Here is a 14,697-nt window from a genome sequence, read left to right as displayed (position 1 = left end):
CCTGTGCCGACGTCCCGCAGGATTGCGGGAGGATTGCCTTGCCTCCCTAACTCCAGATCCGGTCATGCGAACGCACATCATTCCACTGCGGCGTAGGGGCGAAGTACGATTTATCGCTGGCATGCAGGTGTTGCTTCACCACCTCGTCATTCAGTTCAATGCCCAATCCCGGGGCCGTCAATGGCAGGTTGGCAAATCCCTTGGTAATCAGTTTCCGTCCATCGGTTGTTTTCACGAGGTCTTCCCACCAGGGCAGGTCGATGGAGTGGTGCTCCAGTGAAAGGAAGTTTTGCGTAGCCGCCGCGCAATGTACGCTCGCCATAAAAGAGATGGGCGTACCGGCCTGGTGCATCGCCATGGCAATGCCATTTTCCTCCGCATAATCACCAATGCGTTTGGTCTCCAGCAAGCCACCCGAAGAGGCCAGGTCGGGATGTACGATATCGACGGCGCGCTTGTCAATCAATGGTTTGAAGTACTTCAGCAGATAAATATCTTCGCCGGTAAGACAAGGAGTTTCCAGGGCATCGCTCAGGGTGCGCCATTGATCGGTCAGTTCCCAGGATACGATGTCTTCCAGCCAGGCCAGGCGGTATTTCTCCAGCGCACGCCCCAGCCGTATCCCGTTATTCAGGTCGAAGTGACCGTAGTGATCGGAAGAGATCGGCGTGTCATAGCCTACCATGCTGCGTACATTCTCGACTACCGCCGCCAGTTCGGCCAGCCCCTTGTCCGTGATCTGTATCTGCGTCATTGGATGCAGGGTATTGGCGTACGACATGGAATTCCTCATGTCGCCCCATTGTGCCAGGTTGCCCTGCGCATTGCGCCATTGATCGGCATTGACCAGGGTACCTGGCTTATCCTTGAGTTCGTTGATCGACACATCCATTTTCAACCAGGTATAGCCTTGTTCTTTCAACCGGTATTGGATCAGTTTTTTTTGCTCCTCCGGCGAACCCGCTTCGGGCGTATCGGCATACAACCTGATCTTGTCGCGGTAGCGGCCTCCCAGCAATTGCCAGGCTGGCACATTGTACGCTTTGCCACACAGATCCCACAGCGCCATTTCTACGCCGCAAACACCGCCGGCTTGCCGTGATTGTCCGCCAAACTGCCGGATCTTCTTGAACAGCATTTCTACATTGCAGGGATTCTCGCCCAGCAGGCGGCTTTTGAGCATGAGCGCGTACCGCTCATCGGCGCCGTCACGGACTTCCCCCAAACCGTAGATCCCCTGGTTGGTATCGATACGGATGATGGCCGTCCGCCCCAATACAGTGGTCACACAATAACGCAGGTCGGTTATTTTCAGGTCAGAAGGGTTGGAGAAACGGTTGACCTTCTGCGTACTCTGGGCCACAATATCCTCGATGGGCAATAAGGCAGTCGCCGCCCCCAAGGCAATTCCCCCCAGGGTAGAATGCCTGAGAAAGTTTCTGCGACTGTTGTTGAAATTGTCCGAAGCTACAGCAGCAGCTGCAGGTTCAATATGTTCAATGGGCGCAGGATCGGTAAGCCCCAGTTTTTGGAGATACTGTTGTGATGGTGTCATAGCAGATAATTTAAGTTGGTTTAAATGTTTGGTACCACAGGCGATCGCCTGTCTCATTACCAGGTACGTTGTTTCATGAACTGATCCAGTTCCTGCCTGGTCATCGGAAGTTTATCGGGATTGGCATCCAGCCATTGCAAAAAGTCTTTTTTGATCTCGTCGGTCCATTGCGTGTCGATCTGTCCGGGCGTATATTTTCCTTCCCGCAACCGCTGATGACCAAACGCATCCCGCAGGGAGATAAATTCGGCATTGAGTACCACTTCCTCCAGCAGGTGTGCCGGAATAAACACCACACCGCCTTTCTTGGCCAGTATGGCATCGCCCGGCAATACCGTGGCACGCCCCATGCGAATGGGCAGATTGATGCCGCTCAACATCATTTGTTGTATATAGGAAGGATCGTATCCTTTGATCCATCCATTGAAACCTTTGATCTCTTCGAGCCCTTCCACATCACGTACAGAGCCATAGAAGATGACGCCACGGGCCGACTTGGCATAGATCGCATTGCCCAGGTTATCGCCGATGAGTGTACCATCCACGATCTTACCATAACTATCGGCTACATAGATATCACCGTTCTTCAGCACATCGATGGGCCAGCTATTGGGGGCACCGATCCGTCCTTCTGCCTTGCCCTTGTCTTTGATCAGTTTATCGGCATCAGGCCGAAGGGGCATGTACTGAGCGGTCACCGCCCTGCCCGTCATCACCGAGTCGGGATGAATGACCATCCAGTCACCTTCAAACTGGTTCATGTATCCCTTGTTCCGCAAGATGCCCCAGGCTTCTTCGAGGTGGATGCCCTTGAGGCGTTCGAGTAGTTTATCGGATACGCGTGGCCGCCCATCCGCGCTGCGCTCGCCTTTCCACTCCGGCGTAAGGGCCTTGATCTGATCGGCAGTAGGCGTTATCTGTTGTGCCCGCAACACGAGGCAGGAAAGCAACAATCCCCAGGTGACAATGTGTTTTTTCATATCGCAGGTTTGTTTTAATAAACAGGCAAATCGTCGTTCATGATCAGGCATCCGCCTATAACTTGATCTTCTGTTTCACCGGCATTTCCATCACAGCATGCTTTTGTTGCAGTTTGCCGATCGCTTCAAATTCGTCAAACAGTTTATGGCTGAGCTTTTCAAAGATGCCGAAGTAGTCTGCATACACGGCATGACGTTTCTTATCTGGCTTGTACACATCGGGCAACTCCACCGTACGGGCGGCGACATCCAGCGACGGATACAGCCCCATCTCCGTGGCACTCAGCAACCAGGCGCCATAACTCACACTGTGTGATTGCTGCCGCAGGCGTACCGGCCGGTTAAACATATCAGCTATCATTTGCGTACAAAAGGGCAGGGTACCAAAGCTGCCGTTCACCGACAAACTTTTGATATTCCGTTGCTCGGCCAGCGACCGGCCGATGCTATAGATCTCGTACAGGATCCCTTCAATGGTGGCACGCACTACATGCCGCCGCTCATGCTTGATATGGAGTCCGAAATAGGCACCCCGCGCATTCGCATTCCAGATAGGCGCTCTTTCGCCCAACAGGTAGGGTAGGAACAGCAGCCCATCCGAACCTGCGGGCACCTTGGCCGCTTCCTCGATCAGTTGCTGCATGCTGTGCTCGATATCGAAGGGATTGGAAAACTCTCCAAACTGCCGGGCAAACCAGTCGAAGATATTGCCGCCATTGTTGGTGGGTCCACCAGACACATAACAACCCTCTGTCAGCAGGTAATTGAAGAAGCGCATCTGATCGTCCTGTAATACGGTTGGCCCCATCACCCGCACAGCTCCGCTATCTTCGATGGTGATCGTCGCATTGCCTTCTTTCACACCATCGCCCAGGGTGGCCAGGCAACCATCACTGGAGCCGATCAATACTTTGGTATCAGCAGCGAGTCCCAACGACTGCTGGTAGGCTTTTTTCAACTTGCCAGCCGTCGCCAACACCGGCGCCAGACCGGGCAATTTGGCGGATGTAATTCCCGCATATTTCAAGGCATCGGCCTCCCAGGTCACCGTATGGATATTCAATAGACCGGTAGCCGAGGCAATACTGTAATCCATGAGGTATTCGCCGGTCAACTGATGAATGATATAACTCTTGATCGACAGGAATTTGCTGGTCAATTTGAAGCGCTCTGCATCACGGCTCCTGATCCACGCGATCTTCAGCAAAGGACTCATCGGATGGATGGGTGTGCCGGTAGCCGCATACAACTTCTTACCCAACGCAGAAGCACGCAGGTCCAGGGCTTCCTGCTTGGCACGGTTATCACTCCAGGTAATGGCATTACCCAGCGGATTACCATTCTTATCCACCGCCAGCAAACTGTGCATCGCTGCACTAAAGCAAATACAATATACCTTCAGCTTCTTGGGATGAATATGTTCATTGAGCAGGTTCTTCAATACATACAGGGTGGTAATAAAGATCTGTTCAGGATCCTGCTCACTGTGGTCGGGTTCAGCATGAAATGTAGGATAGAAGCCTTTCATCGACGCAATGACACGGCCTTGCAGGTCAAAGGCAAATACCCTGATCCCGTTGGTTCCTAATTCTATAGTAATTACGCATTTCATGTCTATGGGATTATTTGGTGCGCAAATGGTTTTTTCTGAACTCACTGGGCTGGAAGCCGGTAAGTTTCTTGAATGTGGTGGAAAAATGCTGTGATGAATAGAAGCCGGTGTCGAGTGCGATATCGGTGACGCTGATGTCGGGCCGCTTCAATAATTTAATGGCTTCCGAAATTCTAATATTGATCAGGTAGTTGATAGGGGAGAAGCCCGAGAAACTTTTTACCCGTTCGGTAAACAGGGTGGTGCCCATGCCCACCAACGCAGCCATCTCCTCCACGGTCCATTGGTGCGACAGGTTTTCCCGTAGTACTTCTTCCAGCCGCATGAATGTTTTGGGAAAGTCGCGCCCCGGGTGGCTTTGTTTCGTCATATGCCGCGTCACCTGTATCAGCAGCTCATCGACCTGGTGGTTGATGCGTGCCTGGTAGCCGATCTCGTGCCCAAACAATTCTGCGTGTATTCCTTTCAGTATTTTACCCGCGTCGGTAAAGCCTGTGCACACGGGTGAGCTGTTGAGCGAAAGGATCTTACCGATGGCCGCACCCTCATTCTCCGACAAGCCGCTCCACTTGCCTGGCAATATGTGTCCATTTTCCAATTGCTGAATACCCAGGTGGATCCAGGTAAAGGATCCGATCTCCAATACACCGTTATCGCTTCCAAAGGAAATGCCGGGCATCACCACCGCTACGTCGCCGGGATAAAACAGGTAAGGTTGCTGATCGATACGCCATTCATATTTACCGTCTATGATATAATAAAGGCGAAGTGCTTCGGTCTTGGTCGCGGAAAAGGTATTGAGCTGAATGGCGCCATTCTTCCGGATACCCACTTCCAGCAGGTGCGGGAACAACCGCAACTCGGGGGACTTTCCTTGCTGGAGTACAAACTGGTTCATATGGCGTTAGTAGTTGGCTGAAATCAATCGTTATCCGGGAACCATGATAAAGAAAGGAAATTTATTTGGGAGCGATGTACAAAATTCAACGGAGTTTTATTTTGGAAGTTTTTGACCAGAATAGCCGATAATTTGGCACCTTAACGATTAACTCACCAAAACAACTTGCCGGTATGAAAAAGTACTCCAGCGGCAGGCCCTACCGCTTTGCGGGACTGTGGCTGCTTTTCGCACTTTTCTTCTTTCTATCCGCCGCCCACGCTCAAACCATTTCTGGTACCGTGTCTGATGAAAAAGGTACAAAACTTTTCAATGCCTCCGTTGTCATAAAAGGCACCTCACAGGGAACCACCACCGATAGTGCCGGTAAATACACCATCCCTGCCGATGGCAATACCACCCTGGTGTTTAGTTCAGTAGGCTACCGGCCTTTGGAAATTGCTGCTGCCGGCCGTCGTGTAGTCAATGCCACCCTCGTGGCCGAACAGGTAGACCTGGGAGAAGTGGTAGTAACAGCGCTCGGTATCAAAAAGCAATCGAGAGCCCTGGGCTATTCTGCCACCAGTGTAAAACCGGAGGAACTGAGTGTGAACCGTACCAGCAATGTGATGAACTCCTTGCAAGGTAAAGTCGCCGGTGTCAATATTTCCTCACTCGGCACTGGCCCCGGCGGCAGCTCCAAGATCCGCATACGTGGCCAATCTTCGTTATCCGGACAAAACAATCCGCTTATCGTTGTCAATGGCGTGCCGGTCGACAATACCAACTTTAACGAGAACACCAACGGTGTTAAAGGAGGTGGGATCACGTCCGATGGCGGTGATGGGCTCGCCAGCATCAACCCGGATGATATCGAGAGTATGACCATCTTAAAAGGTGCACCGGCATCTGCCTTGTATGGTTCGCGTGCCAAAGATGGCGTCATCATGATCACCACAAAAACCAGGGGTAAGACCAAAGGTATTGGCGTAACCTACAACCTCAACTATACCAACGATACACCACTTGACTTCACCGATTACCAAAACCAATATGGTCAAGGGGAGAATGGGGCGCGTCCAACAGCCGCCAACCCCACATCGGGTCAATGGTCGTTTGGCGAGAAGTTTGCCCCCGGCATGACTCATATCTTGTTCAATAACCTATCCGTGCCCTACGAAGCGCAAGGCAGCCGCATCAAGGAATTCTACCGTAATGGACAAAACATCGCCAACACGGTTGCCTTCGAGGCCAGCGGCGACAAGGGCGGTTTGCGTCTTTCGCTGAACAATACCCAGAATACCGGCATCATGCCCAACAACTCCTTCAACCGGAAGAGCATGAACCTGGGATTTAGTTATAACCTGACCGAAGACTTTGTTGTTACAGGTAACGTCAACTATTCCCGCGAGGTCAATAAGAACCCGCCTAATATCGCCAACCAGGACAACTCCATACCCACTACCCTAATGGCTATGTCCACATCGATGCCCCTGTCGGTACTCGATGCCAACCAGGTCAATGCAGCCGGTAATGAATATCCCTGGTCACGTTTCACCAACCGTACCAATCCATTTTGGGTACTCGATCATCAATTCCACAATATCAAACGTGACCGCATCTTCGGCAACGTCGCGTTGAAGTACAATATCCTGAAATGGTTGAGTGTGCAGGGAAGATTTGGACAGGATTACTGGTCACGCGATGAAGACGTTAATAATTTCCCCACCGGTCAGGCATCACGCGCTGCCGCACCTCCGGGATTCGTGAATGGTATATTCACCCAGGAGTCACGGCGCTTCCGCGAAACCAACCTCGACTTCCTCGTCAATGCGAATAAAGAATTTGGCGACCTCGGCGTCAATGTTACTGCCGGTGGTAACCGCATGCGCAAACGTTCGGACATCAACAATGTGCAAGTCACCGACTTCATCATCCGCGACCTGTATACCGTACAAAATGGGCGCGGCAAAGACCCTGTGTACACCCTGATCGAGCAAGGCGTTAACTCTCTCTATGGATCGTTGGAGTTCAACTGGCAGCAGACCTTCTACCTGACAGGTACGGCCCGCAACGACTGGTTCTCGACTCTATCGAAGGCCAACCGGAGCATTTTGTATCCCTCCGTGTCTGCGAGCTATGTATTCTCAGAGCACCTGCCTACTTTGTCCTGGCTGAATTTTGGTAAGCTCCGCCTGGGTTACGCAGAAGTGGGCAGTGATGGAGATGTGGCTCCCTATGCCGACCAGCTGTTCTATACCCCGAATGCCAACTTCATCAACAACCCCAATGGTGTTCCCGTTCCCGTAGGCACCAGCAATATCAGCAATGGCGCCAGTGGTACTACCTTACCCAATCCCAACCTGCGCCCCGCCCGTGTAGCAGAAACGGAGATTGGCCTGGAACTGCGCATGTTCAATAATCGCGTTAACCTCGATGTAGCCGCTTATCGCAAGATCACCAGTGACCAGATCGTATCCGTGCAGATCTCCGATGCTTCCGGTTATTTCAATACGCCCATCAACAGTGGCAAAAGCCGTAACTATGGTTTTGAAGCCATGCTGAACCTGGTACCGGTGAAGAACCGCTTTTTCACCTGGGAATTCACAGCGAATACCTCCTACAACATTACCAAGGTACTCAGCATCATTTCCGATAAACCCGGAGAGCGCATCACCACCGGCACGCACGTTTTCAATGGCGAAACACGCCAGGTAGTCGGTGAAGAGATCGGACAGCTTGCAGGCTTCGCGTATGCGCGCGATGCCAAAGGACAACGCATATTCCAGTCGAACGGTTTGCCACTGCGCACAGGCGACTTTGTACTTTATGGTAGTGCGCTCCCCAAATGGGTAGGTGGCTTCCTGAACACCGTCAACTTCAAAGGCATTCACCTGGCCGTATTCATCGACTACAAACTGGGCAACAAAATGCTGTCTGGCACCAACTTCAATGCAGTACGTCATGGCCTGCACCAATGGACCCTGGAAGGCCGGGAAGGTGGCGTGAAAGGCAATGGGGTTGATGTGAATGGTAATCCCAATAACGCTGTATCACCCGTACAAACTTACTGGGAGCACCTGCGTACGCAACAGATCATAGAATCGGTGATCTACGACGGCGGATACTGGAAACTGCGTCAATTGTCACTGGGTTATGATTTCACCAAATTCATCCCTGCCAAATGGCCCATCAAAGGCCTCAAGCTAGACTTTGTGGCCAACAATGTATTGGTGTTGAAGAAATGGGTGGATAATATCGATCCCGAAACCTTTGGTTTTGGTTCCGACAACCAGGTAGGTCTTGAATCACCCGGATTGCCTACCACCCGCAGCCTTGGCCTCAACCTGAATGTTAAATTCTAACAATTACGACCATGAACAAGCTACTCAATTATAGCATTGCCTTCAGCCTGTTGCTGACCACCGTGGCCTGTGAAAAAGGGCTATCGGACCTCAACGTCAACAAAACCAGTCCGACCTCACTCGATCCGGCTTTATTGCTTAACCAGGCTATCATCAACACATCGTTTCCGGTAAAATCACTCGTATTCGATGTGGGCATTGTGCAACAAATGGTAACCCCCAATGGTGGTGTACTCGCCGGCGCCAACTATAACCAGGACAGCCGGGATGTGACGACACAACCTATGTGGACCGCCTATTACCAGAGTGTGATCAAGAATACCTACGATGCAATGACGCGCGCCAAGGATAACACGGCACGCAGTAATATGTACCATATGGCGCGTATCTACCAGGCCTATGTATTTATGGTCCTGACGGATCAATATGGCGATATTCCTTATACTGAGGGGGGAGCTGGTTATGTTACCCAGAAATTGTTCCCTAAATACGACAAGCAGCAAGACATCTATCCCAAACTGATACAAGAACTGACGGAAGCGGGCGCCGCACTAAATGCCGCAGGTGTTATCGAAGGCGGGGATGTTTTATACGCCGGAGACGTCGCTAAATGGAAGAAGTTTGCGAATTCGCTGTTGTTACGCGCGGGTATGCGCCTGTCGAAGATCGATCCGGGCAAAGCACAAACGATCGTGCAGGCCGCAGTAGCCGGTGGGGTCATCACCACCAACGCAGATAATGCTTATATTCGGCATGATGCGAACTTTACACAACCGATCGGAGGTACACTCAATGGCCCCGAGGCGGCAAACTTTTATCTTGCTAAACCATTTGTTGACCAGTTGAAAAACACAAGCGACCCACGCCTGCAGGCCATCGCCATTCGATATGTGGGAGCGGCCAGCGGCGCCGGCCAAACGGTAGCTGTCGGCAGCACGGATCCTGCCAAACAGATCGGTATGCCCATCGGTAAAGACAATGGCACGATCGGCGCTGCCGCAACAGCAGACGGACTCACCAGCTTTTACGATTACAGCCAGGTAGACCGCCGTCGCATGGTGAAGATCACCTCGCCTGTGTTTCTGGTGACGGCAGCACAAACCAACCTGTTGCTGGCAGAAGCCCGCTTCCGTGGCTGGATCACAACCGGTACCGCCGCGCAGTATTTTGCCGATGGCATCCGGGCACATATGGACCAGATGGCCCTCTACGATCCAGGATCTGCAGTTGCCGGTACGGCCCGCGACACGTATATTGCTGCCAATCCACTCAATACCGGCACCGAGCTGCAACAGATCAACACGCAGTATTGGATCGCTTCGTTCCTGAACGGCCCCGAGGCCTTCGCCAATTTTCGGAGGAGCGGCTATCCTGCATTGGCACCCAATCCCTACGGACAACCAACCAATCCCGATGTACCCAATGGCACTTTTATCCGTCGCCTGACTTACCCCACCTCCGAGTTGAGCGTGAACACCGACAACGTGAATACCGCCATCTCCAATATGGGGCCAGACAAACTAAGCACAAGGGTATGGTGGGATAAACAATAGACTTATGACACAAAAATTGCGCAGCCACGATTGGTTTGGCAGAAAAGACAAAGACGGCATCATCTACCGCAGCTGGATGAAGAACCAGGGCATGCCCAATGATCAGTTCGATGGCAGGCCGGTGATTGGCATCTGCAATACCTTCAGCGAACTAACGCCCTGCAATGCCCATTTCCGCGAACATGCGGAAATGGTGAAGCGGGGTGTGCTGGAAGCAGGTGGCTTTCCGGTGGAATTCCCCATCATGAGCCTGGGAGAAACCTTGCTGAAGCCAACCGCCATGTTGTTTCGCAACCTGGCCAGCATGGATACCGAAGAAAGCATCCGCGGCAATCCCATCGATGGGGTAGTGCTGCTCACCGGGTGCGACAAGACCACCCCTTCTACCGTGATGGGCGCTGCCAGCGTAGGCTTGCCGACTATAGTAGTACCGGGCGGGCCCATGCTGAATGGCAAATACAAGGGGCAGGAGATCGGATCAGGCACGCACGTCTGGAAATTCGATGAAGACATGAAGACCGGGAAGATGACGCAGGAAGACTGTGAGTTTGCCGAAAGCTGTATGAGCCGCAGTATCGGCCATTGTATGACTATGGGCACCGCCAGCACAATGGCCTGTATGGTCGAGTCGCTGGGATTAACACTGAGTGGCGCTGCTGCTATACCGGCAGCCGACAGCCGTAAAAAACAAATGGCCCAACTCAGTGGACGCCGCATTGTCGACATGGTGCGGGAGAACCTGACCATCGACAAAATACTGACCCGGCAGGCCTTTGAGAATGCCATCCTCGTCAATGCAGCGGTGGGCGGATCCAGTAATTTCCTCATCCACCTGCTGGCCATCGCCGGCAGGATCGGCGTACCGCTGGAGCTGGATGATTTTGACCGGCTGGGCAGCAAGATCCCGCTATTGCTCAACCTGATGCCCTCCGGCAAATACCTGATGGAAGATTTTTTCTATGCAGGCGGTTTGCCCGTCATCCTGCACGAACTGCGCGAATTGTTGCACAAAGACGTTATAACCGTTAGTGGCAAGAACCACCATGACAATATCAAACAGGATACCAGTTGCTACAATACCGATGTGATCGGTTCATTGGCCACACCGTTTCAACCCGAAGCCGGTTGTGTAGTACTGAAAGGTAACCTGGCATTGAATGGCGCCGTGATGAAACCATCGGCAGCTACACCTGCCCTGATGCAACACAAAGGAAGGGCCGTGGTGTTTGAAAGTATTGAAGACTACCATGCCCGCATCGACGATCCGCAACTGGATATCGACGGTAGTTGTGTGATGGTGCTGAAATATGTGGGCCCCGTTGGTTATCCCGGTATGCCGGAGGTGGGTAATATGGCCCTGCCCAAAAAGTTGTTGCAGCAAGGCGTGACCGATATGGTGCGCATCTCGGATGGCCGCATGAGTGGCACCGCCTACGGCACGGTCGTACTGCATGTATCGCCGGAGAGCGCCATCGGCGGCAACCTGGCACTCGTGCAAAACGGCGACCTGATCGAACTGGATGTAGCGGCCCGCCGCCTGCACCTCGATGTACCGGAAGCCGTACTCGCCGAACGCAAAGCCAACTGGACGGCTCCCAAGCCAGCCGCCACCCGGGGGTATGTAAGTCTGTATATCCAACACGTGTTGGGAGCAGATAAAGGGGCCGACCTGGATTTCCTGCAGGGGAACTCAGGTTCTGCCGTCACCAGGGATTCACATTAATTGTAAGCGTACATTGACATACCATCAACTCGATCCATGAAATTATTCAACACGACGAAAGGTCCGGCCATAGAACAGGAAGGTTATTGCTACCTGATCGATGAGGCCTGGGAAGATTTAGTAAACGACGACAACCTGTATGAAAAGCTACACCGGCTGGCATTGAAACTGCCACCGGCAGACAAAGCCATCCTGCAACAACTGTTACCCACAATCAGCCCCCGCCAGGAGCTATGGGCCTGTGGCGTCACGTACCTGCGCAGCAAGATCGGCCGGCAGGAAGAAAGCAAGGATGCCGGCGGCGCCGACTTCTATGCGAAAGTCTATGAAGCCGAACGTCCCGAGGTCTTTTTCAAAGCTACCCATCACCGTATCGTAGGGCACGAGGGCAAGGTGCGCATCCGGCAAGACAGTACCTGGGATGTTCCTGAACCTGAACTGACCCTGGTGGTATCCAGCTCGGGCAAGATCATTGGGTATACGATCGGCAATGACATGAGCAGCCGGAGCATCGAGGGAGAAAACCCCTTGTACCTGCCGCAAGCCAAAACCTATGATGCCTGTGCTGCGCTGGGGCCTTGTGTGTATGTGGTACGCGATCCGTTGCCGGCCGATACACAGATACAACTGACCATCACCCGTGGAGGCAATACCGTCTTTACGGGGGCTATTACCATCGACCAGATGAAAAGGAGCGTGGAAGAGTTGGTGTCGTTTGTGTACAAGGAATGTAGTTTCCCGTATGGCTGCCTCATCATGACGGGTACGGGCATCGTACCCGGTCACAATTTCACGTTGCTCAGCGGCGATGTGATCAGTATTACCATCGATGCTATTGGTACACTCGTCAATACCGTACAATAACGCATGACCATCCTCATCATTTTACTGGCCATCGCGTTGCAGATATTCCTGTCGGCAAAAAAGGTAAGCCCCTTCCTGTCGTTGCTGATCGTGGCGATCGGAACGGGGCTCAGCCTTGGCATGCCGGCAACACAACTGTTGCTATCCATTGAAAAAGGAGTAGGCAGCACGTTGGGTGGCCTGGCGCTAATCATTTGCCTGGGCGCCTTCCTGGGAAAGATCCTGGAAGTAACCGGCGCGGCCGAGCAGATCGTCACGACCCTGATCCGGGTGTTTGGACTGCGCAATATTCAATGGGCGGTGATGCTGACCGGATTCCTGATTGGGATTCCACTCTATTACAATGCAGGTTTCGTGATCCTGGTACCGTTGGTGATCACGCTGACCCGAAAGACCGGTCTACCTTTGCTGTATGTGGTGATACCCATGGCTGCGGCCCTGAGTACCACCCATTGTTTTTTGCCACCCCATCCAGGTCCGGTGGTACTGGTGAAAGCTTTCAAGGCCGATATGGGTAAGGTGCTGCTGTATGGCATTGCCCTCGCCGTCCCCGCCGTCATCGTGGCAGGGCCGCTGTTCGGTAAACTATTAAAAGGATTGACGACGCCTGAGCAAGACCGGGCGCTGACGTCCGCCAGCCACGTCGAGACCACACTTCCCTCCATCGCTGCCAGCTTGCTGTTCGCCCTGCTGCCCGTGGCACTGATCACCGTGGCGGTGATCGTAGGCTACCTGTTACCAGCCGATCATGCACTCAGCACGGTGATACAATTTATCGGCGATCCCGTCATCGCTTTACTCATCACGGTGCTGCTGGCCATTTACCAATTGGGGCTACGGGCGGGGCGTACAGTAACTGCCATGATGAAGATGCTGACGGATTCGATCACAGGCATAGCCATGATCCTGTTGATCATCACGGCAGGGGGCGTGTTCAAACAGGTATTGATCGACAGTGGTACGGGCGATTATATTGCCGGCTTCAGCCAGCAATGGCAAATGCCACCGTTGTTGTTTGCCTGGGTCATCACAGCTTTTTTACGTGTGATGATCGGCTCTGCCACCGTGGCTGGCATCACGGCCGCCGGTGTGGTAGCGCCACTGCTCGCGACCACCGGTACTTCTCCGGAACTGATGGTGCTGGCGGTAGGTGCCGGCAGTGTGTTTGGTTCGCACATCAACGACTCCGGCTTCTGGATGTTCAAAGAATTCTTTCAACTCTCGCTTCCCCAAACGCTGCGGTCCTGGACGGTCATGGAAACCATCATCTCTGTGATGGGGCTCGCAGGCGTATTATTGCTGGATGCAGTATTGTAGTAACTCCGCCATCTTTTGAATATTTCCGACATTCCGTAGAACTGCGTACGGCGTATTTCTGCATTGGTGTATCTTGCGCAACCATGTTGTGTAACCAACAACGTGCGTGCGCACACGACATACTCATCCTTACATTAATCCAAATTGTAATCTATTTATGAAGCAAGTTTTTCGTTCACTGCCATTGCTGGCAGTGGTAACAAGCCTTATCCTGATTTCCTGTGGTAAAGATGGCGAGCCCGGTCCTGCCGGACCAGCAGGGGCCAATGGCGCCAACGGAGCTACGGGCCCTGCCGGCCCGGCGGGTCCCCAGGGTCCTGCCGGATCCGGATCCAGCAACGTCATTTATTCAGCCTGGCTGGATGTCGCTTACATGCCTGACACCGTTCACACCGCGGGTGGCAAGATCGACACCGTCGGCTATTATGCTACCATCGACGCTCCAAAACTGACGTTGACGCATATCAACCAGGGAGAAGTGAAAGTTTACATCAACCGCAACACGGCTGCATCACCGGAAATAATCCCTTTGCCATACGCGGGATTAAATGGCCTCAATATCGGTATTACGGCCTATGAGAAAGGAATTGACCTCTATTCCAATGGTGTGGTCGGCACTTTCACAGACAGGAATGGTGTCAAATATCAACAGTACCGCTACATCATCATACCCGGCGGTACGGCAGCGCGCTCGGCGAATGCCACCATCGACTGGAACAATTACGCGGCGGTGAAAGCCTACCTGGGACTACAAGATTAAATTGACCTCCCATATTTGGAAAGTCCTGCTCCCCGGAGCGGGACTTCTTTTTTCGGGCATATTCCCGGTAAATTTTCGGCACCCAGCCAAC

At 52.8% G+C, this 14,697-nt stretch carries 10 protein-coding genes; 6 read left to right on the top strand and 4 right to left on the bottom strand.

The annotated features are described in order from the left end of the window. Nucleotides 1-46: 46 nt before the first annotated feature. The 4 genes from P2W70_RS16010 to P2W70_RS15995 are packed head-to-tail and all read right to left on the bottom strand — an operon-like array spanning nucleotide 47 to nucleotide 5,045. Complete coding sequence (locus tag P2W70_RS16010) at nucleotides 47-1,555, bottom strand: mandelate racemase/muconate lactonizing enzyme family protein (protein ID WP_276482500.1); 1,509 nt, start codon at nucleotides 1,553-1,555, stop codon at nucleotides 47-49. 56 nt (nucleotides 1,556-1,611) lie between these two features. Further along, nucleotides 1,612-2,535, bottom strand: a complete 924-nt coding sequence (locus P2W70_RS16005) for an RraA family protein (RefSeq protein ID WP_276482499.1) — start codon at nucleotides 2,533-2,535, stop codon at nucleotides 1,612-1,614. A 55-nt stretch (nucleotides 2,536-2,590) separates the two neighbouring features. Next, nucleotides 2,591-4,147 (bottom strand): gluconokinase, encoded by a 1,557-nt coding sequence (locus P2W70_RS16000; protein WP_276482498.1) that lies wholly within the window; start codon nucleotides 4,145-4,147, stop codon nucleotides 2,591-2,593. Between the two features lie 10 nt (nucleotides 4,148-4,157). Further along, nucleotides 4,158-5,045: a helix-turn-helix transcriptional regulator gene (locus tag P2W70_RS15995; protein ID WP_276482497.1), complete on the bottom strand. Its 888-nt coding sequence runs from the start codon at nucleotides 5,043-5,045 to the stop codon at nucleotides 4,158-4,160. Between the two features lie 173 nt (nucleotides 5,046-5,218). On the opposite strand from P2W70_RS15995, the gene P2W70_RS15990 reads away from it, so the two are divergent. The 6 genes from P2W70_RS15990 (at nucleotide 5,219) to P2W70_RS15965 (ending at nucleotide 14,606) form a co-directional block, all read left to right on the top strand. Continuing rightward, complete coding sequence (locus P2W70_RS15990; RefSeq protein WP_276482496.1) at nucleotides 5,219-8,389, top strand: SusC/RagA family TonB-linked outer membrane protein; 3,171 nt, start codon at nucleotides 5,219-5,221, stop codon at nucleotides 8,387-8,389. Nucleotides 8,390-8,400: 11 nt separating this feature from the next. Continuing rightward, nucleotides 8,401-9,942, top strand: a complete 1,542-nt coding sequence (locus tag P2W70_RS15985) for a SusD/RagB family nutrient-binding outer membrane lipoprotein (protein WP_276482495.1) — start codon at nucleotides 8,401-8,403, stop codon at nucleotides 9,940-9,942. A gap of 4 nt (nucleotides 9,943-9,946) precedes the next feature. Beyond that, nucleotides 9,947-11,665, top strand: coding sequence for an IlvD/Edd family dehydratase (locus P2W70_RS15980; protein ID WP_276482494.1), 1,719 nt, complete (start codon nucleotides 9,947-9,949; stop codon nucleotides 11,663-11,665). Nucleotides 11,666-11,701: 36 nt separating this feature from the next. Next, a complete protein-coding gene (locus tag P2W70_RS15975) occupies nucleotides 11,702-12,529 on the top strand; it encodes a fumarylacetoacetate hydrolase family protein (RefSeq protein ID WP_276482493.1) in 828 nt (275 codons plus the stop codon). Between the two features lie 3 nt (nucleotides 12,530-12,532). Further along, nucleotides 12,533-13,846 carry a gluconate:H+ symporter gene (locus tag P2W70_RS15970; RefSeq protein WP_276482492.1) on the top strand — a complete coding sequence of 438 codons (1,314 nt, stop codon included), beginning with the start codon at nucleotides 12,533-12,535 and terminating at the stop codon, nucleotides 13,844-13,846. A gap of 157 nt (nucleotides 13,847-14,003) precedes the next feature. Then, nucleotides 14,004-14,606, top strand: coding sequence for a hypothetical protein (locus P2W70_RS15965; protein WP_276482491.1), 603 nt, complete (start codon nucleotides 14,004-14,006; stop codon nucleotides 14,604-14,606). Nucleotides 14,607-14,697: the final 91 nt, after the last annotated feature.

The sequence above is a fragment of the Paraflavitalea pollutisoli genome (genome assembly GCF_029360705.1).
In the GTDB taxonomy this organism is placed as follows: domain Bacteria; phylum Bacteroidota; class Bacteroidia; order Chitinophagales; family Chitinophagaceae; genus Paraflavitalea; species Paraflavitalea pollutisoli.
This window is presented reverse-complemented; position numbering and strand designations above follow the sequence as displayed.

Bases quoted from the DNA above. Each gene is read 5' to 3' on its own strand.
- P2W70_RS16010 (WP_276482500.1), bottom strand. From the start codon at position 1,555: ATGACACCATCACAACAGTATCTCCAAAAACTGGGGCTTACCGATCCT.
- P2W70_RS16005 (WP_276482499.1), bottom strand. From the start codon at position 2,535: ATGAAAAAACACATTGTCACCTGGGGATTGTTGCTTTCCTGCCTCGTG.
- P2W70_RS16000 (WP_276482498.1), bottom strand. From the start codon at position 4,147: ATGAAATGCGTAATTACTATAGAATTAGGAACCAACGGGATCAGGGTA.
- P2W70_RS15995 (WP_276482497.1), bottom strand. From the start codon at position 5,045: ATGAACCAGTTTGTACTCCAGCAAGGAAAGTCCCCCGAGTTGCGGTTG.
- P2W70_RS15990 (WP_276482496.1), top strand. From the start codon at position 5,219: ATGAAAAAGTACTCCAGCGGCAGGCCCTACCGCTTTGCGGGACTGTGG.
- P2W70_RS15985 (WP_276482495.1), top strand. From the start codon at position 8,401: ATGAACAAGCTACTCAATTATAGCATTGCCTTCAGCCTGTTGCTGACC.
- P2W70_RS15980 (WP_276482494.1), top strand. From the start codon at position 9,947: ATGACACAAAAATTGCGCAGCCACGATTGGTTTGGCAGAAAAGACAAA.
- P2W70_RS15975 (WP_276482493.1), top strand. From the start codon at position 11,702: ATGAAATTATTCAACACGACGAAAGGTCCGGCCATAGAACAGGAAGGT.
- P2W70_RS15970 (WP_276482492.1), top strand. From the start codon at position 12,533: ATGACCATCCTCATCATTTTACTGGCCATCGCGTTGCAGATATTCCTG.
- P2W70_RS15965 (WP_276482491.1), top strand. From the start codon at position 14,004: ATGAAGCAAGTTTTTCGTTCACTGCCATTGCTGGCAGTGGTAACAAGC.